General features: G+C 29.8%; 19 protein-coding genes. 4 read left to right on the top strand and 15 right to left on the bottom strand.

Annotation, left to right across the window (positions count from 1 at the left end):
• The first annotated feature begins 94 nt into the window (after window positions 1-94).
• Window positions 95-442, top strand: a complete 348-nt coding sequence (locus BVC87_RS03575) for a hypothetical protein (protein ID WP_075340973.1) — start codon at window positions 95-97, stop codon at window positions 440-442.
• Between the two features lie 378 nt (window positions 443-820).
• Here the strand turns inward: BVC87_RS03575 and BVC87_RS03570 are convergent, their stop codons facing one another.
• From BVC87_RS03570 to BVC87_RS03555, 5 genes are all read right to left on the bottom strand, one after another.
• Window positions 821-1,084: a heavy-metal-associated domain-containing protein gene (locus BVC87_RS03570; protein ID WP_075340972.1), complete on the bottom strand. Its 264-nt coding sequence runs from the start codon at window positions 1,082-1,084 to the stop codon at window positions 821-823.
• A 65-nt stretch (window positions 1,085-1,149) separates the two neighbouring features.
• Window positions 1,150-3,210, bottom strand: coding sequence for a MauE/DoxX family redox-associated membrane protein (locus tag BVC87_RS03565; protein ID WP_143569707.1), 2,061 nt, complete (start codon window positions 3,208-3,210; stop codon window positions 1,150-1,152).
• Window positions 3,203-5,128: a prenyltransferase/squalene oxidase repeat-containing protein gene (locus tag BVC87_RS03560; RefSeq protein WP_075340970.1), complete on the bottom strand. Its 1,926-nt coding sequence runs from the start codon at window positions 5,126-5,128 to the stop codon at window positions 3,203-3,205. Before BVC87_RS03560 ends, BVC87_RS03565 begins: the two co-directional genes overlap by 8 nt.
• A gap of 608 nt (window positions 5,129-5,736) precedes the next feature.
• Window positions 5,737-5,862 (bottom strand): hypothetical protein, encoded by a 126-nt coding sequence (locus tag BVC87_RS23835; RefSeq protein ID WP_262509518.1) that lies wholly within the window; start codon window positions 5,860-5,862, stop codon window positions 5,737-5,739.
• Between the two features lie 205 nt (window positions 5,863-6,067).
• A complete protein-coding gene (locus BVC87_RS03555; protein ID WP_143569705.1) occupies window positions 6,068-6,751 on the bottom strand; it encodes a hypothetical protein in 684 nt (227 codons plus the stop codon).
• A 291-nt stretch (window positions 6,752-7,042) separates the two neighbouring features.
• Here BVC87_RS03555 and BVC87_RS03550 point away from each other — a divergent pair, with 291 nt between their 5' ends.
• Window positions 7,043-7,882: a T9SS type A sorting domain-containing protein gene (locus BVC87_RS03550; protein WP_075340968.1), complete on the top strand. Its 840-nt coding sequence runs from the start codon at window positions 7,043-7,045 to the stop codon at window positions 7,880-7,882.
• Here the strand turns inward: BVC87_RS03550 and BVC87_RS03545 are convergent, their stop codons facing one another.
• The 4 genes from BVC87_RS03545 to BVC87_RS03530 form a co-directional block, all read right to left on the bottom strand.
• Window positions 7,883-9,634 (bottom strand): AraC family transcriptional regulator, encoded by a 1,752-nt coding sequence (locus BVC87_RS03545; RefSeq protein WP_075340967.1) that lies wholly within the window; start codon window positions 9,632-9,634, stop codon window positions 7,883-7,885. It lies immediately after the preceding gene.
• Window positions 9,635-9,777: 143 nt separating this feature from the next.
• A complete protein-coding gene (locus BVC87_RS03540; protein WP_075340966.1) occupies window positions 9,778-10,905 on the bottom strand; it encodes a methionine aminotransferase in 1,128 nt (375 codons plus the stop codon).
• A 99-nt stretch (window positions 10,906-11,004) separates the two neighbouring features.
• Window positions 11,005-14,283 carry a glycosyl hydrolase gene (locus BVC87_RS03535; RefSeq protein WP_075340965.1) on the bottom strand — a complete coding sequence of 1,093 codons (3,279 nt, stop codon included), beginning with the start codon at window positions 14,281-14,283 and terminating at the stop codon, window positions 11,005-11,007.
• A 34-nt stretch (window positions 14,284-14,317) separates the two neighbouring features.
• A complete protein-coding gene (locus BVC87_RS03530) occupies window positions 14,318-15,166 on the bottom strand; it encodes a dienelactone hydrolase family protein (RefSeq protein WP_075340964.1) in 849 nt (282 codons plus the stop codon).
• 166 nt (window positions 15,167-15,332) lie between these two features.
• On the opposite strand from BVC87_RS03530, the gene BVC87_RS03525 reads away from it, so the two are divergent.
• Entirely contained in the window at window positions 15,333-16,679 is a 1,347-nt protein-coding gene (locus tag BVC87_RS03525; RefSeq protein ID WP_200799159.1) for an alkaline phosphatase D family protein, read from the top strand.
• A gap of 65 nt (window positions 16,680-16,744) precedes the next feature.
• On the opposite strand, the gene ggt is transcribed toward BVC87_RS03525, so the two are convergent.
• Window positions 16,745-18,442, bottom strand: coding sequence for a gamma-glutamyltransferase (gene ggt, locus BVC87_RS03520; protein WP_075341028.1), 1,698 nt, complete (start codon window positions 18,440-18,442; stop codon window positions 16,745-16,747).
• A 153-nt stretch (window positions 18,443-18,595) separates the two neighbouring features.
• On the opposite strand from ggt, the gene BVC87_RS03515 reads away from it, so the two are divergent.
• The gene (locus BVC87_RS03515) at window positions 18,596-19,507 is read left to right on the top strand and encodes a LamG-like jellyroll fold domain-containing protein (protein WP_083629233.1); all 912 of its coding nucleotides are present in this window, start codon (window positions 18,596-18,598) and stop codon (window positions 19,505-19,507) included.
• A 93-nt stretch (window positions 19,508-19,600) separates the two neighbouring features.
• Here BVC87_RS03515 and BVC87_RS03510 read toward each other — a convergent pair whose 3' ends face one another.
• The 5 genes from BVC87_RS03510 to BVC87_RS03490 form a co-directional block, all read right to left on the bottom strand.
• A complete protein-coding gene (locus BVC87_RS03510) occupies window positions 19,601-21,190 on the bottom strand; it encodes a tetratricopeptide repeat protein (protein ID WP_075340962.1) in 1,590 nt (529 codons plus the stop codon).
• Between the two features lie 114 nt (window positions 21,191-21,304).
• A complete protein-coding gene (locus BVC87_RS03505) occupies window positions 21,305-22,060 on the bottom strand; it encodes a LytR/AlgR family response regulator transcription factor (RefSeq protein ID WP_075340961.1) in 756 nt (251 codons plus the stop codon).
• 5 nt (window positions 22,061-22,065) lie between these two features.
• A complete protein-coding gene (locus BVC87_RS03500; protein ID WP_075340960.1) occupies window positions 22,066-23,136 on the bottom strand; it encodes a sensor histidine kinase in 1,071 nt (356 codons plus the stop codon).
• 3 nt (window positions 23,137-23,139) lie between these two features.
• Window positions 23,140-23,940 carry a hypothetical protein gene (locus BVC87_RS03495; RefSeq protein WP_075340959.1) on the bottom strand — a complete coding sequence of 267 codons (801 nt, stop codon included), beginning with the start codon at window positions 23,938-23,940 and terminating at the stop codon, window positions 23,140-23,142.
• A 1-nt stretch (window position 23,941) separates the two neighbouring features.
• Window positions 23,942-24,367 (bottom strand): ABA4-like family protein, encoded by a 426-nt coding sequence (locus BVC87_RS03490; RefSeq protein ID WP_075340958.1) that lies wholly within the window; start codon window positions 24,365-24,367, stop codon window positions 23,942-23,944.
• Between the last annotated feature and the right edge of the window lie 33 nt (window positions 24,368-24,400).

Below are 24,400 nucleotides of genomic sequence, written 5' to 3'. Positions count from 1 at the left end.
TAAATCCACATATTTTCCGAACATGACTTTTGTCATAGTATTCTAACTTTTAACTAGTTAATTTTATTTTGAATTAATTTAAAAATCTAATACTATGGCAACGCTAACAAGAACAAAAACGAACTGGAATCAGACAGAGTTAAAGGCATATACTTTAATTTACTGTATGAATGCTGATATGAAGGAAGCTGAGCAGGAAATAAAAATCATAATTGAATCTGTAGGACAAGAAATATATGACAAAATGTCTAAGGAATTTGAAAATGATAATGATTATGAAAGTATTCAGAAGATTCGTAACACTGTAGAGGATTTAAATTATAACAAAGTACAAATCCAAGATTTATTTACTGAAATGAAAACAGTTTTTGACTCTGATGATGAGTTTTCTATACTCGAAAGAAATGTAACGTTGGGGTTAAAAAGAATATTAAATTATTAAAAAGAGTGATTATATCCATTTAGTATTTTCATAAATCATGGTTAGGTTTGGTACAAAATTCGCTGATTACTTTATAGAAGTTTTTTATGGTTTAACAATTTAAAATAGATTATTGAATTATGAAAAAAAAGACAAAACTAAAGTTCTTAGGGAGAGATAAATCAAACTACAAAATTAAATTTCCGTATTTGAATGTACCCGTAATTGTAAATGAATATTATTACAACAAGATACGTAATAGTGATGAGTATGTTTTCGTGAATTTATAACTCAAGAAATTGCAAAATAAATAATAGATAATGGGGATTATCTTTTTAAAAATGCAGGAAGAAGTTAATTATAACTCTCCTGCATTTATTTTTATAATATTAAAATCAGTTATATTCTACCATTAGCACAGCTAATAAAGGATTTTACTTTCCTAGAGATAGAATTCTTGTCATTTTCTTCAGGATATCCAAGATTAAATAAAGTTGCTTTTACTACATCTAAATCATTATCAGTAGTATGATCAAAACTAACCATTGAATCTTCCACATTAACTTCTACATTAGATATATTATGAAGTTGAGATACTTTTTTAGTAATTGTATTTGAACATCCTGAACATTTTAAGTTCTGTATGATAATTGTACTTTTCATAGTATAAAAGTACAACATTTAAATAGTATTTAAAATGAGATTATACAGTAATCCGAATCTTAAAACTATTTTAGTTTAACGTTTTTTAGAAACTGTTGTACGCTTAATACATTTTGAATGGTATCGTTTTTTATTTCGAATATTTTAGGAACAGTTTTAGACAATTTTGATATGCCTTCAGAACTGATCATTCTTACTTGAAAATCAGTAGATAAATTTTTCAATTCTTTTTCATTTTTAACTGAAGTTATTCCAATTAAATCAACTGTATGCTTAATTTTTTCAATTTTCGGAATTACATCTAAGCAATGTTGACATTTTGGAGAAAACAAAAATACATATTGATATTCTTTTACTACATGGTCCTTTTCGGGTAAAATATTACTTAGTACTTTACCTATGTTTGTTTTAGCAAAATCACGAATAAATTTAACTTCTGTTTTATAAGCGAAAAAACTCAATACAAATACAGTGAATATTGAAATAGTTGTCTTTAGTAATCGCTTGTTGATAGTTATATTCTTAGTATATTTTAAAATATATAGACAAGCTATAATTAATGAGACATTTTTAACTATATAAATAAAATAATTACTTGGGGTTAAAAATTTGAAGTATCCAAAACAACCACACTTTTTTATGTCTAGAGTAAAATGACCGTAACTATAGGATATTGTCATTAAGATTAAAAACACAAAAGAGATTTTAGCTATTTGTCTAGAAAAAATAAATGTCATGAAACCGATAGCTAAACTATATTCTATTAGTAATATTCCGTATGGAATTATTTGATATGGAATAAATACAAATTCATTAATATTTCTTGAAAAAGAATTAAAACTAAGTGTTTTACCAACTGCTGAAAGAAAAAATACAGTTGCTAAAATGATTTTAACACCGAGTATAATACTCTTTTTTTTCTCTACTTTAGATAATGAACTGATTTTAGTTTTATAAAACCGTACTAAAAACCTAAACAAAATAATAAAAAACAAAGTAGGTAATATTAATGTTTTCAGTTCATTTAAATGTATTTCTTGTGTTGTAAACACTAATTTTATGTACTGAATAAAATTGTAAGGATAATTAAAAATTGAATTTGGGTTTTGTATGAGAATGACAAAAAGAAATACAAAAATAAAGCCTATACTAATCAATGCATATAAGGCCAATAAAATGTTTTTTAAAGAAAAAAGGTTAGTTACTGTATTCTTTTTTCTTTTAAAAAAGCTACTTAATGCAATATTAGAATTCTCCCTAAGATTTGCTATTCCTACATAATCTGATAATACCCAATATCCATCTGTTCTAAAGAAGGGGTTTAGATTATATAGAATACTCAGTCCACCTATACTAAATGCTGGGATTAATAAAAAATTATTGTTGGTAATTAAATAAATACATGCAAAAATACTTGCAATGATCAGCTGTATGTAGATTCCTCCTAGATTTACAATAATTCGTTCACTTTTCTTTAGTTTCCAAGCATCAGAAACATCTGCATACATCACTGGAGATAGTAAATAAAACCCGAATCCAATATCTCCATGCTTTGCGCCAAACTTATTACAAGCAGCGGCATGCCCGAGTTCGTGTAATACAACAACAATTCCAAAAATTAAAAAATAAAGGCTCCCATCGGCTGTGTTTATTGTTGCTAAATCTGATTTTACGGTATTTATATTTAAGAGTATAACAAATGCCATAAAAATGACCATGGCAAATAATGTAGGATAAAATATTTTCTTTGAAAACAGGAATCCCATTTTAGAAACTATTCCATCAATCCAATCTTTTTTGACCACTGTAAAGCTTAATTTTAAGTAAGATGGTTTTTCTTTAGGCTTAAATTCAAAATGTTCGTTTTCTATGATATGATATTTAGCTAACTTTTGATACAAAATATCAAGAACATTCTCTTTTTTTAAATTGATTTCATAGCGTTGCTTAAAAGCTCTAATTATTTCTTCAATAGTGAGTTTACCATCTATTAAACTTAATAATTGATAGGTTATGGTATTAATGTTGATTCGATATCCTAACTTCTTATGGTGAACTAAATAACCACCATTATCAAATGGCATAATTTCAACTTCATTTGATATTCTAGGTATATTTTTATCCATGTAAAACAATTTGTTTTTCAGTTTCATTTTTAACTTTTATATACTTGCTTAATCCTGATAGACAAACCACTGTGGTGAATAAACGGTGATAATCATTTACTAAAATATTTGTTCCTTGATCAGCTTTAGTCCAAAGTATATTTTGATTTTCTGGAGATTTCACGCTAGGTTCAGGTATTCTAAGTGCATAACTTTCCTTCCAAGATCCATCTGAAAATTGATTTTGTAACAGTGCTATAACTATTTTATGAGCTTCATTTTCATATATTTTAAATAGATGTTCAGAACTACATATACAGTCTAATAATAAACCTTGATAGAAGTAATTTAACTCTTTTTTTTCTTGTAAATAATTATCAATAAATTGATTACAGATTGTTAGTAATTCAGTGTCTTTATATATTTCAGCTCCTTTCACTAAGAAAGTTATGGCATAGATAGCATCGGTCCACCAGTAAGAATGGATTGATTTTTCTTGCTTTATTTTTTGAATTAAATACGTTCTTAATTTATGTAATGCATCATTTTTTATAGCTAGTTTAGATAATACGTAATATGCCGTAGCACTAACACAAAAGTGAGATTGTGTCCAGCCTTCCACATTTTGAATTGCAGTAGAATTTAATGAAATGAGTACCTCTTTTGGATTGTTATATGTTGAAAAACCACCATCTTCATTTTGATATGTTAACCAATTAGCTATTGTTTGTGGATCTATAGCATTTTTATGGTTAAGAGAGCTTAGCATTACAAAACTAGTAGAATCTGCATCAGGTATCCAGGAACTATTATATCCCCAAAGCTTGTTACTACCTCTTGTTTTCTTAAGAAACTCTATAGCATGATTGAGAATATTAGTTTGATCGATAGTTATATCTTTTGAATAATAAGTAAGCATAAATGCTGTAGTCCAAGAATTACTAACACCGGCTTCATTAAAATAGTCATTCCAACTTCCGTCCTTTTGTTGTGATTTATTTATGAAATCAATGGATTTTGTTATTGCAATTTTTAGATTATTATGCTTAATTACTTCAGTAGCTAATATTTGCTTTGTTTCAAAAACAGATACATATGCGCTAGTATTTAAATATTGACTAATAGCTGTATTATATAAACCTTGAACCTCTTGTTTCCATTGATCTAATGCTATATCATTAACAAAAGAAAGCGACTTTTCAAGGTTTTTTATGGCCATTTCTTGTACTTTATTTATGGTTCCATTTAAGTACATTTCTGTTTTTAAATCTTTTAATCCCTCTTTTTCTATAACAGCTTTATTTTTTAGCTTTTTCAACTCAAAATGTAATATGTTGAATTGTTCATTCTCCATATCTTCGATAAAATCTGTGATATCATCAATAAGTTGAAAGCCTACATAGAAAAATTTATGTGATGCTAAGATTTTTTTATATAAATTTTCATTTTTAGATGTAGATAAGTGAAAAAGACTATCAATTGCTATTTTTCCAAAAGCACACTTGTAATCTGCTAAGGTTTCAAATTGCTCATGATTTATAATTTTTTCAGGATTTCTATCCATATCATAAGCCTTTATATATTCAATTTTTCTCAAATTCCATAGTTCCCAAAATGGATGAGTCTTAGGAAAAAGGCTTGATAATAATTTAATAGTCTCTTCTTGACAAACATTAGCAATAACATACTTATTAAATACATTTTCAGGTGCTTTTTGATCAAAGATATCATCAATACTTATAATCCCTTTATAATAGAAAAAACCTGCTAATGTTAGTGTTTCTAGAATATCTTTATCATTAACTCTGAAAGCCTTATGGAATAAAAAAGGATAATACGTGTAGTACGAAGGGTTACTATTAATAAAATTCTCGTCAACTAACGCATATATGATCTTTTTAGGAAATTTTTGATTTTCAAGATACTTGTTTAATAGCATAATGAACTTCCTCTTTAAATCCGAAGAATTATTTTCGTAAATTTTTGTCTTAAGTATGTTATTCATAACTCATTTATAATAAAAGGCTGTCTAAAAGTGTAGTTCCTTACTGTAGTTAACACTTATTAGACAACCTTTTGGGTTTTACACTATGCCTATTCTTGTTGTTGTGGTGGACAATCAATTCTATTCCAAGTACCACTACATGTTAGCATTTCTAATCTAGATTCTAGTTCTTCAATTTTAAATTCGTTGTTTTTCATCATTATAAAATTTAAGGTTATACTTATTTTTCGTTGTTATATGGTTATACATTATTCTCTTTCACAATAAAAACCATCTGCTGGTCTTCCATTTTGCCAATGACAAGCCATTTCTAATCGAGTTTCTAGTTCTTCAATTTTAAATTCGTTGTTTTTCATTTTTACTTTATTTTAGTATATACTTACTCTATTATAGGCTTTTCAGTTTCCGCCTTTTGGTTTGAATTATTATTTAGGCTCAGTGTCACAATCCAGTTGTTGTCCTTGGAAAACCCATGTACATAGTTCCAGCCTAGTTTCTAATTCCTCAATATTAAATTCTCTATTGGTATTCATAATATGTTATTATTTTTCTACTCTTAAAGCTGCACAAGCATCTCCGATTCCTATGTTACATTGTGCTTGTAACCATGAAACCATTTCTAGTCTGGCTTCTAATATTTCCATGTTAAACTCTTTATGATTATTCATGTATATTTTTTTAAATGTTTATGTTATTATTGTTTGATTTAGATCTAAATAACTATTATTACCTTTCTAACATTTCACATGCTTCTTGGTCTCCTAGATTACATTTCGTTTGTAACCATGATGCCATTTCTAGTCTAGTTTCTAAGACCTCGATGTCGAATTCTTTGTTTGTGTGCATTGATGAAAATAAGTTTAAGTTAAAAGGTTATTGAAATCTTTTAATCAGTCTACCATCTGCCCATTTTCTAGGATCAGGATTCACTACCCAAATACGTAGTCCTCTAGTGGCAAACTCCCTTCTTTCAAACTCAGTTTTAAATCGTACTGTAATTAGTTGATCAGCACCACTTGTGGTTAAAACACGATCAGCTCCTCTATAGCTTGCAATAATTTCAGAACCATTTTTAGTTCGAACATCTACATAAGAATTATCATCAAAATTCTTTCCTAAGATCCAGATACAATAGTGATCATCACAGCCAGATCCTGCTCTTTTAATTAATGGCGTAGTTGATGGAGGAATAATAATAGGATCATGTATACAGACAGCCGTATTATAAAGTCCTAAATACAAATTAGCAGGAAAAGTAGTAAAATCACAAGGAACACTGTTTTCGTAATAAAGTACTCTATAGCCAATAGGAATAATAGGATTAAAAATAGAACAAAAGCGTCTGATACTACTTCTTTCTTGTAGAATATCGTTCTTTAACTCTGGTGAAAGATTCTCCTTTTTTAATTCATTCTCTTCGATAAGCTTTTCAGTATCTATAAGTGTTTCTTCTGTAGTGGTATTCTCAGCAGGAATGATTTCGTCTTCGTTATTTTGACAACTAATAATAGTTAATAGTAGTAATGTAAATACAGCTTTTATAAATATATTTTTCATGATTTTTAAATTCATAGTTAAAAAATGATTTTAGATTCTGGTCGACTAGAATACGTTATTAAAATTATATGTAAATCGGCTATTATAAAAAAGAAGGAAAGTCATTTTTATAAAATTAAAAGTGAAAAACAATAGTTAGATTCAGAAACAAAAAACAGAACTTAAATAACTTTAAAACAGTTGTTTGTGTGTGTTTTACAAGTTTCAATTTTATAAAATTGATAGTATAGTTTTAGTAATATTTCTTTAGGTTTTTTACATTTAGTAATTCAATCAAATAAACCTATAATTATGAAAAAAATTAAAAGCTTTTTATTGCTATTACTAATCACTTTTTTTGTGAATGCTCAAACTAAACATGCACATACAGGCGTAAATTTCCGTAAGCAAATTAAACTTGTAATTACTGATAGTCATCTAGAAAACAACACTCCTAATTTTTCCTTTTACATCAAAGATGATCCAAATACTGTTTCTCAATTAAGCACTATTGAATTAGAGTTTTTTGTATCTAATGAAAGTAGTCATACTATATCAAAGGGAAAAGACATATTTATCTTTTGTATTGAACACATCAATGGATATTATGTTAATCCTACTACTTGTGAACAAATTAAAGGAGGAGTTGGAGGAGTTGTCATCAGACCTTTAGATCCTGGAGATACAGATTATTATAGCGAAACTATAACACCTAATGCTGATGGTCGATTAAGCCTTATATCTCCGGGTAAACATTTATATAATTTAAAGGTTTACCAGCTTAATTCAGATAATAGTCTGGGTAAGTTGAGAACTCAAAAAGAAATGAATTTAAACGTAATTTTTTCAAAAGAAAAAGATAGATATGGCTGTGAGTATGTATCAAAAACAACTAATAATTTAGAAGATGTATATACTTATCCTAATCCATTTAATGACAACGTATTATTTGACATAAGTAAACAAGAGCTTAGTTTTCCTATTTCTTTAGAACTTTATAATGATAAAGGAGAATTACAAGACATTCGAACCTTTAAAAACGAAAATATAAAACAGTTGTCTTATTATAATAATCAATTAAATCCTGGGATTTATTATTACAAACTTATAGCTAAGAATACTATTAAAGAGGGAAAATTAATCCGTAAATAATTAGGACTTTACATTAAATTGTTTGATATAATATGAGAGACTTAATTGTGTTTGTTTTTTAAAAGCTTGATTTAATGTATTAATACTTTTATATCCCGTTTCCTCTGCTATAGCTTTGATAGTATAATGGCGGAAGCGTGGATTTTCTTTTATTTGATGTAAAATAAATGCTATTCTTATTTCATTAATGTATTCCTTGAATGTTTTGTGCTTATAGGAGTTGATAATTTTAGATAAATAAGTGGTATTAGTCTTCAATTTTGTGGCCGTTTTATGTAAGCTACAATCTTTCTGAAGAAAGAATCCTTTCTGCTCTAAACTTTCTAATTTTAATAATATTTTGGCTGCCTTTTCATCAGAAATGGAAAGTTGAGCGGATGATTTGTTTTGCTCTATATGCTCTATTTTATCTAGCAATTCTGTAAATTTCTTTTTATTTTTTAAATGGTTGTATACATAAACAATTACTATCCCCAGTAGACTTATTAATAATACAATGATTATAATTTTTGTTCTTCCTAACCTTTTTGATTGTAAACTATTGTCAGAAGATAGTTCATGATTCTTTTTTTTAAGTTCTTTATTAAAAAGTTTTCTAGTACGTATGTTTTCAGTATGTATAGAGTCGCTAATCTTATTTCTTAATCTGCTGTAATTCAGTTCTTTTTCATTGTTTTTAATTTTATTACTCAATTCAACAGCCAAGTCGCATATGTCTAAAAAAATATCCGAATAGATTTCACCTTTAGCTTGTGCAATCGTCTCTTCAAGTGTAACAAGTGCTTCTTTATACTGATGTTGGTTGTTAAGCACTTCAGCAATAAACAATTGATTATGAAAGTAAATATGATTTTTTGTTATATTTTCACTTGAAAAGATTGTTTGTGCCAAATATAAATTATTCAAAGCTGTCTTATAATCTCCTTGAAAAGTGTATGCCCTTCCCATATTAGATAATAACATCGCTTTATCCATTTTAGTTGTTGTAGTAATATCTAATTTGTTAATAAATGATAGTCCCTCTTTACATAATTCAATTGCTTTTTGAGTATTTCCTAATTCTCTATGACAAATTGATAACACGTTAATTGCATTAGTGTAAGCTCCATTATATGAGTTAATACTTTTATACTTCTCTAAAGTTAATAGCTGCAATATTTCATTATATAATTCAATTCCTTCCTTATATTCTTTTAATTCTTTTTTAATATGTCCAATATGTCCTATCGAATAAATTTCTTCCTCATAAAGGTTAAATTCCTTAGCCATTTTTTGAGCTTGTAAATATACTTCCAATGCATTTTGGTAGCTTCCTCGTTGAAACTCAGAATTTCCTTTTAGGTTAAGTACTTTTATCAGTTTACTTGGAATTCCAACTTTTTTTGCTGCAGTAAATGCAGAATCTGCATAAGAAATAGCAGTTTCAAATTTTGATAACCGATTTTTATAATAAAGACTTAAATAGTAATAACTAACATATTTTATGTTTTCGTTATTTGTATTTTTTCCTCTCTTTAAATACAGTGTATTGTAGGTAACTACTTTGTTTGGTTCTTTTAACCATACATCAAAAAGTACATCTTCTACTTTATTAGTATCGGTATTTAAAATAAAATTACGTTCTTCATTAGTTATTATAGATATCTGATTTGCAATATTTTGTTGACTATATATTGTTTTATTAGAAAGAAAAAACAGAAGATTACATATAATTATAACAAAGTATTTGAAGTTTATTTTTTTGATTATCAATCGGTTGTATTTTAGAGTAATGCTTTTTTAGGTGTGCGGTCAATTGTAAATATACATTATAGATTTATATAAATCAATAACTTTTTAGAAATGAAAATGGTATATACAATTCACTAAGGAGATTAAATGCCTAAAGTTTTAATTTATATTACTGCTAATTTTTCACAAGCTTTTAATAAAGTTTCATCAGTTTTAGCAAAGCAAAACCTAAGCATTCTTCTATCAGTGCCATCATTATAAAATACAGAAATAGGAATTGCTGCTACACCGTGTTTAGTAATGAGTTCTTTAGCAAAATCTAAATCATTTTTATCACTAATTTCTTTATAATTTACAATTTGAAAATACGTACCTTCTGAAGGTAATACTTCAAAGCGACTATTTGCCAAAGCTTCCTGAAATAAAGTTCTTTTTTGAGCGTACATTTTAGCTATTTCATCAAAATCAACTATATCTAAATATTCAGCAATTACATATTGTGAAATGCTATTGACACTAAATACTAGAAATTGATGGATCTTTTTAATCTCTTTCATCAAATGTTCTGGAGCTATTAAATAACCAACTTTCCATCCGGTTACATGCAGTGATTTTCCAAAAGAGGAAGTTATAACTGCTCTTTCTCTTAATTTTGGTCGTGTATTCACAGAAATATGTGAATGTTTAAATGAAATATATTCATAAACTTCATCACTTAATATTAGTATTTGAGGATGTTTTTCTACTATAGTTTCTAACGCTTCAAAATCATTTTCTGACCAAATTTTTCCAGTTGGATTGTGTGGATTATTTACAACAATCAACCTTGTTTTTGCTGTAATAGCAGCTTCTATTCTATTAAAATTTGGAGAATAATCATCATTCAAAGAAATTCGAACAGGCCTCCCTCCCGCTACCAATACAGAAGGTTCATAACTATCATAACTTGGATCTAAAATAAGTACTTCATCTCCACTACTAACAAGTGTATTAATCGCAGTAAAAATTCCTTGCGTAGCTCCTGTAGTAATTAATAACTCGTTGGTTGTATTAATTGTTCTTTGATAATGTTTTTTAGTTAATAGAGCTATTTTTTCTAACAAAGAAGGTAAACCAGCCATTGGCGTATATTGATGAACATTTTCAGTTAACAAACGCTCTGAAATCTGTAATAATCTTGTATCTACAGGAAAATTAGGAAACCCTTGTGATAAATTAATTGCATTGTGTTGGTTTGCTAATTGAGACATTACTGAAAATATACTAGCAGAAGTATTGGGTAGTTTAGACATGTTTGTTATAAAATCATTTTTACGAAAATAAGGTTTTGACAAAAAAAATACGATTATCAGGATAGATAATCGTATTTAATTAAAAATTATTGAGTTTCCTTAGTGTTCATTTTCATACCCTCTTCCAGGCGTGTAAGGAACACCAGCTTTAATAAGTTTTTGTTCTAATGTTTTAATATCGATATTATATATCTGCTCAACTTTTTTCTTAAGTGTTGTGATTTCCTCTTTAGCTATAGCATAGTTATCTCTATGAGTTTTTGTAGGTGTTGCTGTAGAATATTTTTGTTCATATCCAATAGCTCCTAAACGACTAGCTGTAGGTAATGGTTGATCTATATCTAACCTACGTTTAATAGGGTCCCCATATAATGCTAACTGTACTTCTTTCAATTGTTTTTCAATTGATAATACATTTGACATTAATTCACCATAAGGTTGCTCAGATCGTTTTAAACCTACTTTAATGTAACGCAATTTATTATTAGATTCAGACATTAAATTTCTTACAATACCCATATCTGCCTGAAGTTTTGCCAATTCCTTTTGAAAAGCAACTTTTTCAGCACGATTTTTAGCAGGCATTTCTACATTATTTAGTTCTTTTACTTCAAAGTTTACAGGTTCAGTTAGTATACTTAACTTTCCATCTTTTAGTAAAGCCATTTCCACAGTGTATTTACCTGGAGATACTAACGTACCTTCATCTTTTCCTCTAAACGGATTGTAAAAAGCAGGTTTCTTTAAATTAATTGGATTTTGTGGAGTATACCTTAAATCCCAATGGAATCTTTGAATTCCTTTTTTAGCTGGTTGAAATTGTTTTTTAATAACAGTACCAGCAGCATCTTTAATCGTAAATACTAATTCTTCTTTACGATCTTCTGACTCTGCCTTTAACGCATTATAACTTGGATAAGGGGTATCTGAATCAGATTTAACAAGTTCTTTATCCTTTTTTTGACGTTTACTTTTTAAAGATGTATAACTTGAGTTATAATAATATGTAATTAATGCTTCTGGACCTAAATTTGGAGCAGTAAAAAAGTTATCTCCTTGAAAAGACTTTCCCGGTAAACCAAGTGGACTACTTTCTTCCCACATTAATGCAGTACGTATTGGATAAATTTTTGCCTTTTCTATAGGCTCAGCATTTTCAACATTTCTTAATACTGAATAATCATCCATAACATAAAAACCACGTCCAAATGTTCCCAGAATTAAATCATTTTCGCGTTCTTGGATAGCAATATCTCTTACGGCAATAGTAGGTAGTCCATTTTTTAACTGTTTCCAATGTAATCCTTGATCTGGCGAAAAGAACGCTCCAAATTCTGTACCAACAAATAGTAGATTTTTATCAATGTGATCTTCTTCTATTGCATATATACTTCCTCTTTCAGGAAGATTCGATTGAATAGCTGTCCAGCTCTTTCCTTTATTGATAGATTTGAATATATACGGTTTAAAATCACCATATTTATGATGATTAAAGGCTGCATATATTACATTTTCATTATGTCTAGATAAGTAAACACTATTGACATAAGATTGACTTGGAACTCCAGGAATTTTACTGATTTTTCTCCAGTTTTGCCCACCATCTTCAGAGATGTGAATTACTCCGTCATCTGTACCAGCAGCTAATAGATTTTTGTTTAATGGAGATTCAGAAAAAGCAACTATACTACCGAATAACGAAGTAGAACCATTTTTCATTACTGCATCTATACTCACTACACGTCCATATACTTTTAATGCATTTCGATCTATTTGTTGTGATAAATCATCACTAATTACTTCCCAACTATTTCCATAATCATCAGATTTAAATACCTTATTTGCTGAAAAATATAATCTTCCAGGAACATGTCTACTTACTACTAAAGGAGCATCCCAGTTAAATCTATAGGCATTTTCTCCTTTTCTAGCTTTAGGTTTAATTCCTACTTTTTCACCACTCTTTTTGTCAAAACGTACCAGTCCACCATATTGAGACTGCGCATACACAATATTTGGGTTATTGGGATCTATTTGAGATTCAAATCCATCACCTCCATTGGTAATAAACCATTCTGAATTACGAATTCCGTGTTCAGTTAACACACGTGATGGTCCTCCTAAACTAAAGTTATCTTGAGTACCTCCATAAATATTATAAAAAGGAGCATCATTATCTACAGCTACTTTGTAAAACTGTGTTACCGGAAGATTCTTTTTAAAATCCCAAGTTTTAGCCGCATCAAATGTTTCATATATTCCACCATCACATCCAACTAACCAGTGTTTGTTATTATTGGGATCAATCCACATACAATGATTATCAACATGTTTAGTATCCTCTCCCACTAATTGGAAGCTTTTTCCTCCATTATGTGTTACAGACATCCATGTATCCATAGAATATACCGTATTTTCATCTATAGGATCCGCAATAATTTCCTGATAATAGTTCCCGCTTGTTACATGAGAACTACGCTTTTCCCAACTAGCCCCTCTATTGGTTGAAGCAAAGAATCCTCCTTTTTTATTCGCAGCTTCTACAATTGCATAAATAATTTCTGGATTTGCTGGAGAGATAGCTAAACCAATACGACCTAATTCTACATTTGGTAATCCCTTGTTAATCTTAGTCCAAGTTTTACCACCATCTTCACTTTTATGCATTGCTGAACCTGGCCCTCCACCAACATACGTATATACATGACGTCTTCTTTGTAATGTAGATGCGTAAAGTACATTAGGATCTCTTGGATCCATAACCACATCATTTACACCAGTGTGTTCGTCTACTTTAATGACAGATTTCCAAGTTTTCCCACCGTCTTCTGTTTTATACAAACCTCTATCTCCGCCTTTACTCCATAAAGGTCCGATAGCAGCTACATAAACAATATTAGAATTTTCTGGATGTACTATAATTTTTCCGATATGTTCAGAGTTTTTAAGTCCCATATGTTGCCAAGACTTTCCTCCATCTAACGATTTATAAATACCATCTCCATAAGATACTGAACGTTGATTGTTATTTTCACCAGTACCTACCCAAATAGCATTCGGATTATTAGGATCTACAGTTACACAACCAATAGAATATGATCCTTGAGCATCGAAAATTGGCTCATAAGTAACTCCTGAGTTTACTGTTTTCCAAACCCCACCTGCCGCAGTAGCTACATAGTATTCAAATGGGTTTTTAGGATTAAATACAAAATCAGAAATACGACCTGAAGTTAACGCCGGTCCAACATTACGCCATTTAAGTCCTGAAATATTAATTTTACTTAACGTTGATTTTTTACTTTGTTTTTTTTGAGCACTACTAAACTGATTGGCGCCCAAAAAAATACTCAAAAATATGATGAGTACTTTTTTCATGAAATTTAGATTATAAAGAATTATTGATTAATTTTTAGTTGCTTGTAAAAGCATCGTTTAATAATTGTTGTAAACTTTCCCAAGATTTTTGATCTGCTTCAGCATTATATGCCAAAGGTAACTTGAATTTTTCTCCGTTAGCATCTGCTTCTTTAGAAGTGAAACTATGCTTTGCTCCGGGATACGCTATATATTCATACTTTTTACCCAGAGAATCTAAAGCTGATGTAAATGCTTTTACAGATTCAGGACTAATGAATGGATCTTCCGCACCATTACAAACTAATACACGTGCTTTTAAATCTTTATTAGGCATTACTGGAAGTTGTACTCCACTATGAAAAGCAGCAACAGCATCTAAGTCTTGTCCACTATTTGCCATGGTTAATGCAACACTTCCTCCAAAGCAATATCCGATAGCTGCAATTTTATCATTATCTACGGATTCATGTTTTTTTAATACATCTACAGCAGCATTGAAACGAGCTTTAGCCTCGGGTAAATTAGACATCACACTTTGTGCAAATTTACCCGCATCACTAGGATGGTTAGCTTGTTTTCCATCTCCATACATATCTATAGCAATTGCTGTATATCCAAGACTAGCTAACATATCTGCACGTTTTCTTACATAATCATTATGTCCCCACCATTCGTGTACAATTAATACACCCGGACGTTTTCCTTTTTTATTTTCATCAAAAGCTATATATCCTTTTAAGTTAGTAGAATCAGAAGCATATGTAATTTCTTCACCCTTTACTTTTATTGGTTGATCTTTTGAAACTGTTTTCTCTTTAGATTTTGAACTATTTTCTGTTTTACACGCTAGTAGTAATAGTAATGCAAAAACGAATATAATAGTAGTTTTTAGTACTTTCATTACGGTAAGATTTATTTGTTATAAAGATAGTAATTGTCGGTTTAAATCTTGGATAGTTACAAATTCATTTTAATAGGGAAATAATAATTTCTTTAGGATTTAAAAACGTTAGTTACTGGAGTACTATTATCTTTGCTAGAATTACTAACTATTTAATTCTATTTAGATGATGAAGAAAATATTCTTTGTGGCCATATTACTTATCAATAGTTATATGGGAATAGCACAAGATTTAGTTCAATCTGGTCCTATGATTGGATATTCTACAATGAGAGAAGCTTTATTATGGGTACAAACTACTAAAGCAGCTGAAGTACATTTTGTGTATTTTGATACTGCAAACCCTAAAAAAAAGTATAAAACAGAAAAATATACTACTGAAAAGCAATATGGTTTTGTAGCAAAATTAATTGCTGATGAAATTTTACCGGGTAAAAAATATACTTATGAGGTATATGTAAATGGAAAAAAAGTGAAAAGAAATTACCCAATGGAATTTCAATCACAAGCGCTTTGGCAATGGAGAACTGATCCTCCAGAAGTTAATTTTGCAGTAGGGAGTTGTAATTATGTGAATGAAGAACGTTTTGATAGACCTGGAAAAGGATACGGTAGTGAATATGAAATCTTTGAATCTATTCACAAAAAAAGACCAGAATTTATGTTATGGCTTGGAGATAATACTTATTTAAGAGAACCTGATTGGAATACACGTACTGGTTTTTTACATAGATATACACATACTCGTTCTTTACCAGAAATGCAACCGTTATTGGCTTCTACACATCATTATGCGATTTGGGATGACCATGATTTTGGACCAAATAATTCTGATGGAAGTTTCTGGATGAAAAAAACAGCATCAGAAATGTTTAAGTTGTTCTGGGGAAATCCAAATTACGATGTTATTGATAAAGGAGGAATTACTGGTTTTTTCCAATGGGCAGATTTAGAATTTTTCTTATTAGACAACCGCTATTACAGAACTTCTAATAACAATTATACAGAGAAAAGAGAAATGTTAGGTAAAGACCAAATTGATTGGTTAATTAATGCTTTAGCATCAAGTAGAGCTCCTTTTAAGTTTATTGCAGTAGGTGGACAATTTATAAGCTCTGAAGCTATGTATGAAAATCATGCTACTTTTCAGAATGAAAGAAATTACTTGATTAAGAAAATACGTGAAGCTAAAATTGAAGGAGTTGTTTTCTTAGATGGAGATAGACATCATACAGGACTTAGTAAAATGCAAGAAAGTGATAGCGTTTATCCGTTATATGATTTAACATGTTCTTCATTAACAGCAGGTGCACATTATAATAAAGAAGCATTAAATGTGTATAAATTAGAAGAAACACTAGTAGGTGAACATAACTTTGGAATGTTAAATGTAAGTGGTCCTCGTAAAGATCGTGTATTAACGATAAATATCTTTGATAAGGATGGAAAAGAATTATGGACCAAGAAGATTAAAGCTCAAGATTTGAGATACAAATCTAGAAGAAGAAGATAATTAACTTAATTTATCAGTGATCAATTAAATACATTGATAATTGATCACTGATAATTGTTTATTGTTTAGTACCCTGCAGCTTGTCCATCTTTTCGACTTTCAGAAGCTCCATGATATACTTTGTTTTTATCATCCCATAAAATACCTTGGTAACCACCATAAATTCCTCTAGCAGTCCCCATTCTATGTCCTTTATCCATTAATCCACGTATGGTAGTATAAGGAATTCCAGATTCTGTACGAATTGTTCCTGTATTGGTAGTAGTTTCTCCCATCGGGCTTGCACCACCTGTATGATCCCATCTTGGAGCATCTCCTGCTTCTTGTAAATTCATACCAAAATCAACCAGATTCATAACTATTTGTGTATGTCCCATAGGTTGGAAATCACCACCCATAACACCAAAACTTACAAAAGGTTTACCATCTTTGGTAATAAAAGCAGGAATAATAGTATGAAATGGACGCTTTTCAGGTTCGTAGGTATTTGCTTGTCCTTTTTTAAGACTGAATAACTCTCCTCTATCTTGTAACATAAAACCTAATTTAGGAGGTACCATTCCTGAGCCCATTCCTCTATAATTACTCTGAATTAATGAAATCATAGTTCCTTCTTTGTCAGCTACAGTCATATAAATAGTTTCACCTGCAGAAATTTTACCTGCATTATATGTACCTGCTCTTTTACCAATCTGAGCTCTTCTTTTTTCCGCATATGCATCAGATAATAACTCTTCCACAGGAACTTTAAAAAAGTCCATATCCGCATAGTATTTTGCACGATCTTCAAAAGCTAATTTTTTCGCTTCAGTAAATAAATGTAAGTGTTCTGCACTACCAAATTCGATAGTAGAAAAATCATATCCTTTTAATATTTGAAGCATTTGTAACGCAGCTATACCTTGTCCATTCGGTGGTAATTCCCAAACATCATATCCTCTATAATTTACAGAAACTGGTTCTACCCATTCAGATCTATGATTTTTTAAGTCATCAGCTGATAAAAAACCTCCTTGTTGTTTGATGAATTTCCCTATGGTTTTAGCAATATCTCCTTTATAGAAGGCATCTCTCCCACCTTTTGCTATTTTCCTATATGTATTTGCCAAATATGGATTTTTATATATTTCACCTTCATTTGGTAATTGTCCTCCGTTTTGTGTAATGTAAGTATCTGTTATGTTAGGAAACTTTTTAAAATTATAAAAACGAATACTACGTTGCAAATACCAAGCAATAAGTTCAGTTAAAGGAAAGCCTTTGTCTGCATAATCAATAGCTGGTGCTAAAATTTCAGACATAGGCTTTGATCCAAATTTTTTGTGTAATTCAAACCATCCATCTACGGCACCTGGTACACTTATAGGAATAGGTCCATGTGATGGTATTTTACTCATATTCTGTTTTTCAAAATATTCTAAAGTAAGTTTCTTAGGTGAACGTCCGCTGGCATTTAATCCGTAGATCTTTTTTGTTTTACCGTCCCATACAATAGCAAATAAATCACCACCAATACCACAACCGGTAGGTTCCATTAGTCCAAGTGCAGCATTGGCTGCAATAGCAGCATCAATAGCATTTCCTCCTTGTTTTAAAATATCAAGTCCAATTTGTGTAGCTAAAGGATGGCTAGTAGCTACCATTCCATTCTGTCCTAATACTTCAGATCGAGTAGCAAATGTTTCTCCTGTAATTCGATCTTGCGCATTTATCTGTTGAACAGAAATTATAATAAAAGATAGATATAGAACTATTTTTTTCATTGTTTTGAGTATCATTATTTAGTTAAGTTTTCTAAGATACTAAAGAATCTAAGCATTGTCAGAAAGTGTGAGTAAATTTAACAGGACCCGTTAAAATGTTATATGTTACATTTTCTTAAATTTGAAGAATCACCATAATAAATCAAACACATTATGTATAACATATCAGCAATTACTAGATTGGTTGTAATTATAGGAATCTCTTTTTTAGTTTCGTGTAAACCAGAACAGAAAGCAAAAAAAGAAGTGCCACCGGTAGATACCACAACTACTGATTTAAAAAAAGCATTAACTTTTTATGCTTCATTTGACAAAGATGTAAAAGCAGATTTTTCTTTAGGAGATGCCAATCTGTACACAGTACCTAATAGAAAAGCGGTAGATTCTGCTAAAGTAGGTTTACATAAACCAGATGTTCTTAGGCAAGACGGCAAAGGAAAATATGGAGCTGGTCTAGTTTTTACTGAGCGTAGTAAAGGCTATATTTATTATCCAAGTACAAAGAATATAGCTTATGATACTATAAAATGGAGTGGCGCTATTTCTTTTTGGTTAAGCTTGGATCCAGCTACTGATTTAGAACCAGGATATTGTGATCCTATTCAAATTACTGATGTAAGTTACAATGATGCAGCTATTTGGGTAGATTTTACAAAAGAGAATCCTCGTGACTTTAGATTAGGAGTGATTGGGGATCGTAAGGTTTGGAATCCAACCCCAGAAGGCCCAGACAACGAAAATCCAATTTTTAATGAACGTCTTACAGGTGTAAAAAATCCTCCTTTTGGTAGTGGACAATGGACACATGTTTTAATTAATTTTTCAGACTTAAATACAGAAAATGGACAAGCATCATTGTACATGAATGGAGAGTTAAAAGGTACTCGTACGAATATTAACACTCCTTTTACTTGGGAATTGTCAAAATCTAATATTTACTTAGGACTTGGATATATAGGATTAATGGATGAATTATCTATTTTCAATAGAAATCTTACTGATAAAGAAATAAAAACTTTATATGAACTGGAAAATGGGGTGCAAAATCTATTACCTACCCCCTAAAACAAACCAGTGGTTAAGTTTGTACACTATTAAAAAACTAAAAACGTCATTCCCAATGCAGTTAAGAATGACGTTTTTTAATTTCTTTCACTTTTATTTACTTAATTGTTCTGCTTTTACAAATGCTCCCTTCGCTTCTTTAGTTTTGCCAGATGCTTCAAGGGCTCTTCCTAAACCTTTCCAAATTTCAGGAACATTAGGATAAAACTTTGTAGTCATGGAATAAATGTATAATGCTCCATCTAATTGACCTTGTTTTAATAGCAACTTTCCTACACGATCAAATTCTTTTTCAAATGGAATATGTTGGTATAATGGATCTTTTATAAGACGTGCTACATCTTTTTCTAACTGTTGCATTTTACCTGATAAAAAAAGTTGCGTAAAATGGTCTATAGGATCAACAATAACATCTTTTACATCCAGATTCATAGCTAGATCTAATACTGGATCTTGATTTGTTCTGTATTCATCAAAAGTCATTTCTTTATAAAAATGCGGTGATGTAGCATCTGCATTTTCCCACGGAGACATATCTTGCCACCATGCAAATGACAAGTAAGTATTTATCTTTGAATTCGGTAAAGTCACTTTAGTAGCATCACCATAAAAATTCTTGTTTTCAGCTGTTGCTTCACCAATTATAACGGCTTCTGTATAGTTTTCGATTTCATTCGTTAAATTTTGACATGCTGAATACGTAAAACGACCTGTAATGTAGAAAAAATGCCCTTTTTTATTGATTTTTGGTCTAGCTAATAATCCTTTTATTAAAGGTTTATTGTTGTAATTATTTCCACCTCCATTTAAACGTACATCATAAATAAGCTTTTCAACATCATTAGCATCTATAAATTTAAAAAGTCGTTTGTAAAAATCCTTAAGTGTTTCTGAATCATGATTAAAAACGGAACTTTGACGAACATATAAAGTTTTAGTATCAGATAAATACTCAAAAAAATAGAATTTTTCATTTAAATATTTAAGATATAGAGGTGTTTTATTAGTATTCCTAACACTTAACCACGTTTCATTAGGTATAGTAAAATCAAAACCTCTAGACATTTTTTTTAATGGAACTGTAGGGAAAGTATATTCAAAAGTTTCTCCATTCTTTTCCAAGGTTAGTATTATTTCATTTTCAAGTTTTGATGTTACTTTTTGAGCATGAAGTACTGATGGAACAGTTAAAAACCGTAAACCGTAAGCCTTAAAATACTGATCATTTTCAACCGGAACTACCGGACGAATTTTGGCAAGTGCTTCTTTAATTTCTATCCCAGCTACTTTTAAAACCTTTGCTCCTAATGTTTTTCGATGAGTTTTCTCAACTCCTTCAATATAAATTCCATCTTTAAAATGATATAAATGAACAGGTAGCACTCCATTTTCTACCACAGTACTAAATGGAATTTGAGTATGTCCATATTGAAACAAAGAAATAATACGTGATAAGCCTACTTTAATTTCATGTTCTTGTAAATTAGGGATTTGTTGATACAATTCTTCTACTTCAGCATCCCATTGTACTGGCGTTATTTTTTTAAATAAAAAAGAATGGTCTTTATGTATTTTTTGCTGTAAAAAACGAAGATCTTCTTGCCATTGTGATTTAGAAATAGGTTGTTGAGCAGGTAATTGTGAAAACAATAATAATAGCAGTAAAGTTGTTGTTTTTTTCATGGTATTCATTTCCTTTTAAGTTTATTATACCACAAATATTGTTTTATTTAATACTTAAGAATAGTCGTTTCTATTGAAACGTAGTTTTTACCACTTGAAACGTTATAAAAATCATTATTGGTTCATCCATTGCTTAAAATCACTAGTTTTTTGTCTACTTACAATAAACTCTTGATCTCTTGGATTTGCAATAGATAACTTCACACGATGGTTAAAATAAGGATCTATTTTTTCTATAGCTAGTTTTGCGATAATTTGACCACGGTTAATCCTATAGAACTTAGTTTCATCTAAAGAATTGAATAGTTGATCCATAGTTTCATCAATAATATACCTTTTATTCTGCAGTGTTACGCCAAACGTAATACTATCTTGAGAATATATGTATACCAATTCTGAAATTCTAATCTGTACAAAACCACTTCCCTCTTTCACTAAAATACCGGATCTTTTTTGAGGCGCTTGGACACTATTTAGAAGTTCTTTTAAAATTAAAGGCTCAATAACCTTATTTGAATTTGACTTTTTAAATTTAGTTAATGCAGCTTGTAAATCATTTTGTTGTATTGGTTTTAATAAATAGTCTACACTATTTACTTTGAAAGCTTGAATAGCATATTGATCGAAAGCGGTAGTGAATATAATAGGTGCTTCCACATGGGTATTCTGAAAAATTTCAAAACTTAATCCATCAGCCAATTGGATATCCATAAATACTAAATCTGGTAAATTATTATTCTTAAACCAAAGTATAGCATCTTCTACTGTATCAATAATGTCTAACAATTCAAAATCAAAATTACTTTTTTGTAATAAGTTCTCTAACTGCCTAGCAGCACGAGGTTCATCTTCAATTATTAATATTTTCATAGTCTTTATTTTTGATCTGATATTTGTAGTAAAGGTAATGAAACAGTGAAGTATTCATTATCATTATCAATTATAACCGGTTTATTGCTAAGTAAGGTGTATCGTTTTTCAATATTTTTTAATCCTATTCCTGTAGATGGTAATTGTGTTGATTTTTGCTGAATTTTATTTCGAATAATTAACCTATTCTCTTTAGTTTCAACTATTATTTTTAAAGGCTTATTTCTAGAAACTACATTATGTTTAATCGCATTTTCTACTAAAAGTTGTAAGCTCATCGGAACGATCATTTTATATAACTTAGGTTCCTCTATTTCAAATTGAACTTGTAGATTATCGCCAAATCGTTCCTTTTGAATATGGATATAAGCATTCACAAATTTGAGTTCTTCTTGTAATGAAATTAAATTAGCATTACTCGACTCTAGTATAAATCGATATACATCTGACAAATTATCTACAAAAGCTTTTGCATTTTCCTTAGGATCTTGATCAATAATATCACGCAATGTATTTAAACTATTAAACAAAAAATGAGGACGAGCTTGATTTCTAAGTGTATCTAATTGTGCTTGGATTATCACTTGTTTTGTTTGTTCTTCTTCTCGTATTGAGTTTTTAAGGCGGATATGGTAATAAATAGCTTCATATATAGCCATATCCATTACCACTATAATTATTACAGGTAAAAGTACCTTAAACTTCATGGAATAGGTAGAATTTATATCAAAAAGTCTAAAAAATAGCGTTAAAAAACTTCCTCCTAAATAATCAACTGTCAAGATTATCGCGATGATGGCAAAGAATAGAAAAATAATACGTTTAAAATCATCTTTAAAATCAAGAAATCTTATTCTCAAAAAAATTAAAACAGCTCTAATGATAAGCCAGTCTAATGCAGTAAAAAATAAACAAGAAACCCATCTGATCAGTAAGATTATCGGTGGGTTTTTTAACGACATGTCATTAAAAAGAAAAGCCGTAATAAAGCTAATGAGAAAAATTCCAATAACACTAAACCAAAAATCATTAAATCCTAAATATTCTATGCGTCTTTTTATATTGAATACTTTCATTGGTTATACTCTAATTAATGGAATACCCTGTTTGGCTTGGTAAAATACAAAACCAATCCAAGATGCGTATAATAATCCAAATATAGTAACAGCAATAATTTGATTTTTAGCATTCGTTTTCCATTTTTTTGACAGTATAAATGCAAATATTGGAATAAGCTGTATACCGTGTAAACCAAAGAAATGTGCTACTCTTAAATCTCCTGCAATAGTACTCCAATTTACTAAAGGTAAGCCTGCACCACCATCTGCCACTCCAATACTATGAGACAATTGACCAATCATTTGTCCTCCTACCCAACTACCAAAAATCATAATTATAAACCCTAATAATATGGCCCATTGTATTGATTTTTTCGTGTTTAATTTTAATCGTATAGTCTCGATCACAAGCAAAACCATAATAATTACATTTACTGCAATTAACAACCCCATAATACCGAAAAGAACACCATCTAAAACTGAAGATTGGTTATAATGTGATTTAACACCACGGGCTCCTTGCATTACAATAATTGCTGTTTCAAAAAAAATAGTAAAAGAAGACAAATTATTAATGATATTCTTTTTTCTTTTAGAAAACGGATATAACGTGATGAGAAAACCTATAGTTAAAAGAAATATTCCATCTGATATCAAAAATTTTAAGGGTTTAATCCAAACACTTATCCCCATTAAAGTTCTTGTGTCTACAAAAAGTTCAATTAATGCTACTATAGCGAATAAGAAATGAATCATTACAATTCCATACAGTATTGGACTCTCTTTTTTTACGGTAGTAAATACTTGTTTAATATACTTCATATTACTTTTCTTGAATGCTTTTAGTAGTTTTAATAATCATAAACAATAAAAAACCAATAGGCCCAAACATGAAAGTACCAAATAAACAAGGTGCCATAAGTACTTGGTGAATATTCAATTTTTTATTCAAATCCAGCATCCACATCCCTATCAATAAATCAAAAGCCAAGTAATGTACCGATCCAGCTAATACTGCATTTTCTACAGTAAATAATTCCATTACGGATCCAAGACTCCCAAAATCCATCATTCCTCCCTCTCGTATGGCTATGAATATATAAATAGCATAGATTACTGATAATAACAGAGGAATAATTTTAAAATCAATTAAGAACCTGGTTACTGACCATTTAGGTAAAAAGATCATTAAAATCCACATAGGCATAGTAAGCATACCTGCGATTGAAAAAACTTCTGTTGGTGTCATAAATATATTTTTTTGATTAATAGATGGTTAAAT

The organism is Tenacibaculum agarivorans (genome assembly GCF_001936575.1).
In the GTDB taxonomy this organism is placed as follows: domain Bacteria; phylum Bacteroidota; class Bacteroidia; order Flavobacteriales; family Flavobacteriaceae; genus Polaribacter; species Polaribacter agarivorans.
This window is presented reverse-complemented; position numbering and strand designations above follow the sequence as displayed.